This is a genomic window from Pseudorhodoferax sp. Leaf265, assembly GCF_001422365.1.
Taxonomy (GTDB): domain Bacteria; phylum Pseudomonadota; class Gammaproteobacteria; order Burkholderiales; family Burkholderiaceae_C; genus Pseudorhodoferax.
On the sequence record NZ_LMMT01000030.1, the window covers coordinates 1 to 6919 of the forward strand.

The window sequence follows — 6919 nt, forward strand, 5'->3', positions numbered from 1 at the left end:
CCTGCCACTAAAAGCAGCAGGTTAGGGTTCTTACGTGGGTCAGATTTGGACGGAAATTACCCGTGGCGGTGGGTCAGTTCTGCGTGGAAATCAACACCTCAAGTATGTCGCCACGCTTAACAACGAGGCGCTCGGAGAGGACACCGACCCTGACTATGAGCTGAAGTACATCGATATCGGCAACGTGGACTCGTCTGGGCAAGTCCACGAGGTCGCTTCCTATCGATTCGCCGATGCGCCGAGCCGAGCGCGACGACGAGTGCGACACGGTGACGTGATCGTCTCGTGCGTTCGTACGTACCTACAGGCAATCGCACCAATCGAAAGCCCGCCGGACAACCTGATCGTCTCCACGGGCTTCGCTGTCGTGCGCCCGACCGAAGGCAGGCTTCGAGCCGGCTTCTGCAAATACGCGTTGAGGGAGCCCCACTTTCTCGCAGAAGTTGAGCGACGTTCGGTCGGAGTCAGCTACCCAGCCATCAATAGCTCCGATCTTGCTGCGATTCCGATTCCGGTGCCGCCAGACGACCTGCAGGTCCGGATCGAAACATTCCTTGACCGAGAAACGGTGCGGCTCGAGGTTTTAGTCGCTGCAAAGCAGCGCGTCCTCGACCTGCTCGACGAGAAGCGCAAGGCCATTATTGCCACGGCCGTCACGCACGGGCTCAACCCCAAGGTAGAGCTGCGCGATTCCGATGTGCCGTGGCTGGGCAAGATCCCAGCGCATTGGCGTTCGACTCGGGTCGGTAGGCTCTTCCGGCAGTCAAAGATCCTCGGACATCCAGATCTGACTGTCCTCTCCGTGTACCGCGAGTTTGGCGTCATTGAGCGCGCCTCGCGCGACGACAACGCGAACCGAGTGCCCGACGATCTCAGCAAGTATCAACTTGTTGAGGTTGGCGACCTCGTCATCAACAAGATGAAGGCGTGGCAGGGATCGTTGGGGGTTTCGGCTTTTCGAGGGATCACAAGTCCCGACTATGTGGTGTTCCGACCAGTCCACTCGGAGGAACCCCAGTTCCTGCACTCGATGTTGCGAATGCCTCAACTGACGCCGGTCTACCTGTCGATCTCGAATGGCATTCGTATCAACCAGTGGCGCATTGAGTCCGAGCGCTTCGCAAACGTGGAGGTATTCCTTCCTCCCGTCGACGAACAGCGCGCCATCGTCCAATACATCTCTCGCGAGACCGCGAAGCTCGACGCGGTGCGGGCGGCAACTGAGCGCACCATCGGGCTGCTCAAAGAGCGCCGGTCCGCGCTCATAGCTGCCGCAGTGACCGGCCAGCTCGACGTGGGGGCGGCGGCATGATCGTTACGCGCCTCAAGCTCGCGAACGTGCGCGCCGTCGAAGCGGCCGAGTTCTCGTTCAAGCCGGGCTTCAACCTGATCATCGGCGTCAATGGCGTGGGTAAGACATCCGCGCTCGAGTCGCTTGCGGTGAGCCTCGCGGCCATCTCCCGGCACATCAACAGCCTGAAGGGGCCGCTGCACGGCTTCACCAGCTCCGATATCCGCGCGCGCACCGATGCGCTCACCGTCGAGTCGGAGGTGAGCATTGCCGACCAGCGTTACTCCTATGTAATCCATCAGCCGCGCGAGGAATCCGTGGCGCAAGCCGGCAAAGAAGGAATGCCGCGGGAGCAGACTGTCGCGACACCGGCGAAATCGGCCTTCGTTGGAGACAAGCCACCTGCCGCAGACGGCAAGAAGGTCTTGCGCCCGCTCGCCGTGCTGTTCTCAACCCGGCGCGCGGTCCCCTCAGATCGAGCGCCGACCCAGTCGGCCGCGAAGGGGGGCCATGCCGCCGCGTTCGCCGAGGCTTTCTCGGCTAGGGAGCTGCGCCTTGGCGAGTTCGCGGCGTGGATGCGCGCGCAGGCGGTGCTCGCTGCGGAGATGCCGAGCTCAGCCCGCGTGCTGGGCGCGTTCGAGAAAGCCGTGCAGCGGTTTCTCCCCGGCTACGCGAACCTGCGAGTCAGCGACGAGGCGACGCCGCGCCTCCTCATCGAGCGGCGGGGCGTCGAGATCCCCGTGCGTCAGCTCTCGGACGGCGAACGTGGCTCGCTCGCGCTCGTCCTCGATCTCACGCGTCGCCTTGCGCAGGTCAACCCCGGCCTTGACGATCCCGCCGCCAAGGGACCAGGCGTCGTGCTCATCGACGAGATCGACCTACACCTTCATCCGCAGTGGCAGCGGGAGATCGTGCGCAAGCTGCCCGACGCTTTCCCCAGGCTTCAGTTCATCGCGACGACCCACTCGCCGCAGGTGATTGGTGAGGTCGAGCCCGACCGCATACAAGTCATGGGACGTGGTCCCGTGTTCTCGCCGACGCACTCATTCGGCGTGGACTCGAGCCGCGTGCTCGAGGAGATCATGGACGCGCCCCCGCGCTCGCCCGAGGTGCAGGAGCTGCTCGACAGGCTATCGAGGAGCGTCGCAGACAACAAGCTGGAAGAGGCATCCACCCTGGTCGGCCACCTCGCGACCAAACTCGGAGAGGACGACGCTGAGGTCGTTCACGCTCGCACGCTCCTTGATTTTCTCGGAGGCGATGCATGAGGGCGATCACGAAAGGCCAGGAGCCGCGCAGTCTCGTCGAGCACCGCGCGAATGCCCACTGCAACTACGCGAACTACGCTGACAAGGACGGCCTGCGCGCCGCGCTCGTCCGCGACCAGCGTGGACTGTGCTGTTACTGCATGACCCGGGTCGAGGCGACCGGCACGGGCATGAAAATCGAGCATTGGCGTTGCCAAGCCCACAACGCTGACCTCGAGCTGACATACTCGAACCTCCTCGCGGCTTGCCTGGGCGGGCACGGCCAGCCGGAGGCGCTCCAGCACTGCGACACCCGCAAAGGCGAGCAGGACTTGAAGTTCAGTCCAGCCAACGGTGCGCACCGCATCGAACAGCGCATCCGCTTTGAGATGGATGGGACCATCGCGTCGAGTGACACCGAGTTCGACGCTCAGCTCAACAACGTCCTAAACCTGAACCTGCCAATGCTCAAGAACCGACGGAAGGGTGTCCTCACGGCCATCCTCGACTGGTGGAAGAGCGAAAAGACGCGGCTCAGGGGGCCGCTGCCGACCGAGCAACTCGCACGCGAGCGCGCTCGACGCGCGGGTGACGGAGCCGGCCATCTTATGCCCTTCGATCCCGTGGTCATCTGGTGGCTCGACCAGCGCCTCGCTCGGAGCTCGACATGACCGACCAGCCCCCGCAGGAAGGCGAGCTGATCCTCTACCGCACCTCCGATGATGCCGTGCGCGACGAGGTGCTCCACGAGTCCGAGACCTTTTGGCTCGACCGGCGGCGCATGGCCGAGCTATTCGGCGTCGACGTCCGCACTGTCAGCTACCACCTGAAGGAGGTCTACGCCTCGGGGGAGCTGAGCCCGGAGGCGACTCTCCGAAAAATTTTGAGAGTTCAACGCGAAGGCAATCGCGATGTCAGGCGCGAGATCGAGTTTTACAACCTCGACGCGATCATCTCGGTCGGCTAGCCGTGACGAGCATGCCCCGACACTCCGAGGCCGCGTTCGAGACGGTCATCGAGCACCACCTGCTCGGGCACGGCTATGTCGCCGTCTCGCGCGATGGCTTCGACCGCGAGCGCGCCATCTTCCCGGCCGTGGTCCTCGACTTCATCAAGAACACCCAGCCGAAGGAATGGGCGAAGCTCGAAGCCCTGCACGGGTCGAAGACAGGCGAGCAGATCCTCACCGATCTTGGCAAGTGGATGGACTCGAACGGCTCGCTCGCGACGCTGCGCCACGGCTTCAAGTGCTACGGGCGCACGCTTTTCGTCGCCTACTTCAAGGCCGCGCACGAGCTGAACCCGGAGCTCGAGGAGCGCTACGCCAAGAACCGCCTCGGCATGACGCGCCAGTTGCACTTCTCGACGCGCTCGGAGAAGTCGCTCGACGTCACGCTGAGCGTGAACGGCATCCCCATCGCGACGCTTGAGCTGAAGAACGCAATGACCGGGCAGACCGTCGAACACGCTCGGCGGCAGTACAAGCAGGATCGCGATCCGCGCGAGACCATCTTCGAGTTCAAGAAGCGCACGCTTGTGCACTTCGCCGTCGACACCGACACGGTGCTCATGACGACCCGCCTCGCGGGCAGCGCCACCCACTTCCTGCCCTTCAACAAGGGCGACGGAGGTGGGGCTGGCAACCCTGCCGACAGCCACGGCCGGAGCTACCGCACCGCCTACCTCTGGGAAGAGGTGCTCGCCCGGGATAGCTTGCTCGACCTGCTGGCGCGCTTCCTCCATCTGCAGGTCGACGAGAAGCGCGACGACCAAGGTCGCAAGGCGAAGACCGAGCAGATGGTCTTTCCGCGCTACCACCAGCTTCAGGCCGTGCGTTTCCTCGTGGAGTCTGCCCGCGCAGAAGGCCCGGGGTACAACTACCTTGTCGAGCACTCGGCTGGTAGCGGCAAGAGCAACACGATTGCCTGGCTCACGCACCGGCTCGCGTCGCTGCACGATAAAGGCAACCGTCGCGTCTTCGACAGCGTCATCGTCGTCACCGATCGTGTAGTGCTCGACCAGCAGCTGCAGGACAACATCTACCAGTTCGAGCACAAGCGTGGCGTGGTGCAGAAGATCAACGAGAGCTCGCGCCAGCTCGCGGAGGCGCTCGAGAGCGCCGTGCCGATCATCATCACGACGCTGCAGAAGTTCCCCTTCGTCTCCCGCCAGCTGCTCAAGATGGCCGAGGAGCGCGGGGAGGCCGGCGCGGGAACGCTCCAGACCCGGCGCTGCGCAGTCGTCATCGACGAGGCCCACAGCTCCCAGGGCGGCGAGACGGCGACCGACCTGAAAGAGGTGCTCGGCGGCGAAGCGCTCCGCAAGGAAGCTCATAAGCGTGCCAGCGAGGAGGGTCGAGAAGATCTGGAGGAGCTGTTCCGCAGCATGGCCAAGCGCGGCCGGCAGACGAATCTGAGCTTCTTCGCCTTCACAGCCACCCCGAAGCACAGAACGCTCGCGGTGTTCGGGCGCGGCGGCAAGCCCGCGCACCGTTACACCATGCGGCAGGCGATCGAGGAGGGCTACATTCTCGACGTGCTCAAGAGCTACACGACGTACGCGACGTACTTCCGGCTCTTGAAGTCATGCGAAGACGATCCGAACGTCGAGCGCAAGAAGGCAGCGCGAGCGCTGGCCCGCTTCCTCAAGCTGCATCCGCACAACATCGCCCAGAAGACCGAGGTGATGGTCGAGCACTTCCACGCCGTCACCCGCCACAAGATCGGCGGGCGCGCGAAGGCGATGGTGGTGACGGGCTCCCGCCTGGAGGCTGTTCGCTACAAGCAGAGCTTCGACAAGTACATCAGGGGCAAGGGCTACCCGATGAAGTCGCTGGTGGCTTTCTCCGGCGCTGTTCAGGACGACAAGCTCGCCGACGTTTCGTACACCGAGGAGGCGATGAACGGGGGCTTGCGCGAGAAAGAGCTGCCCGAGCGCTTCGCGTCCCAGGAGTACCAGGTGCTCCTCGTCGCGGAGAAATACCAGACGGGCTTCGATCAGCCGCTCCTCCACACGATGTACGTGGACAAGCGGCTCGCCGGCATTCAGGCGGTGCAGACGCTCTCGCGGCTCAATCGAATCCACCCGCTCAAGGAGGATACCTTCGTCCTCGACTTCGTGAACGACCGCGACGAGATCCGCGAGGCCTTCAAGACCTACTACGAGGGCGCGGAGATCGGTGACGAGGTCGACCCGGCGCGGCTCTACGCCATCAAGGGCGAGCTGGACGCGGCGGGCGTCTACCTCGACGAAGAGATCGCGCGCTTCTGCGACGTGTACTTCAAGCCCAAGCAGAAGCAGAGCGCCCTCGACCACCAGGCGATGAACGCGGCGCTCGATCCTGCTGTTTCTCGCTTCAAGGCCCGCTCCGAGGCGAGCCCGGACGAGGCCGAGCTGTGGCGCGGCAAGCTGCAGGCGTTCCAGAACCTGTACGGCTTTCTCAGCCAAGTGATTCCGTACCAGGACTCGGACCTCGAGCGTCTCTACGTGTTCGTCCGGCACCTCGCGACGAAGCTTCCACGTCGAGCTGGTGGAGCGGCTTACCAATTCGATGACGAGGTCAAGCTCGAGTACTACCGGCTGCAGAAGATCAGTGAGGGATCCATTGCGCTCAAGGATGGCGAGGCGCGAAAGCTTGATGGACCGGCTGAGGTTGGGAGTGGAGCGCTGCGCGAGCAGCCGGTGCCGCTCTCGCAACTCATCGACGTCGTCAACGAACACTTTGGAACCGACTTCAACCAAGCCGATCAGCTGTTCTTCGACCAGATCGTTGAGGCCGCCATGGATGACGAGGGCCTGCGCCGCGCGGCGGCAGTCAACCCGGGGGACAAGTTCGCCCTGCTCTTCAAGAACGTGCTCGAGCGGCTCTTTGTCGATCGCATGGACCAGAACGAAGACATCTTCGTTCGCTACATGAACGACGGTCCCTTCCAGAAAGTGGTGACATCCTGGATGGCCGAGGAGGCGTACCAGCGCCTGCGCGCTACCGACGGCTCGGTGCGGCGTGAGGCTCGGCCGAAACTGCAGCTAGTCGAGGGAGCTGCCGCCGACAGGTACGTGAAGTGCGTGCCGCTCGTACCGCTCAAGGTGGCAGCAAGTGCGTTCAGCGACCCGCAACACGTCGTCGAAGGCGACTTCGAATGGGTGCAACTGAATGGTCAACACAAGCCACGATCTGGCATGTTCGTCGCGCAGGTGGTCGGACGCTCGATGGAGCCTGACATCCAAGACGGCGCGTACTGCCTCTTCGCCGCCCCGGTGACGGGATCACGCCAGGGACGCACGGTGGATTCAATCGGTCGCTGCAACGGCCTGGCGGAGTCTACTGGCGGGCGTTTCGTATCCCAGCGTCTTACGCGGCCGAGTGTTCAGGCGAGTCGCG

5 protein-coding genes are annotated in these 6919 nt (G+C 63.7%); all 5 read left to right on the forward strand.

Translation table 11 applies throughout. The annotated features are described in order from the left end of the window. The first annotated feature begins 34 nt into the window (after positions 1–34). On the forward strand, positions 35–1312 hold the full coding sequence (locus ASF45_RS35530) for a restriction endonuclease subunit S (protein WP_156473127.1): 1278 nt from the start codon (positions 35–37) through the stop codon (positions 1310–1312). After that, positions 1309–2559: an AAA family ATPase gene (locus tag ASF45_RS21560; protein ID WP_056667681.1), complete on the forward strand. Its 1251-nt coding sequence runs from the start codon at positions 1309–1311 to the stop codon at positions 2557–2559. The genes ASF45_RS35530 and ASF45_RS21560 overlap by 4 nt, the downstream gene beginning before the upstream one ends. After that, positions 2556–3209, forward strand: coding sequence for a retron system putative HNH endonuclease (locus tag ASF45_RS21565; protein WP_056667684.1), 654 nt, complete (start codon positions 2556–2558; stop codon positions 3207–3209). Before ASF45_RS21560 ends, ASF45_RS21565 begins: the two co-directional genes overlap by 4 nt. After that, positions 3206–3505 carry a virulence RhuM family protein gene (locus ASF45_RS21570; RefSeq protein ID WP_056667687.1) on the forward strand — a complete coding sequence of 100 codons (300 nt, stop codon included), beginning with the start codon at positions 3206–3208 and terminating at the stop codon, positions 3503–3505. Before ASF45_RS21565 ends, ASF45_RS21570 begins: the two co-directional genes overlap by 4 nt. A gap of 11 nt (positions 3506–3516) precedes the next feature. Then, on the forward strand, positions 3517–6919 hold a 3403-nt coding region (locus ASF45_RS37135), incomplete at its 3' end, for a type I restriction endonuclease (RefSeq protein WP_082551186.1).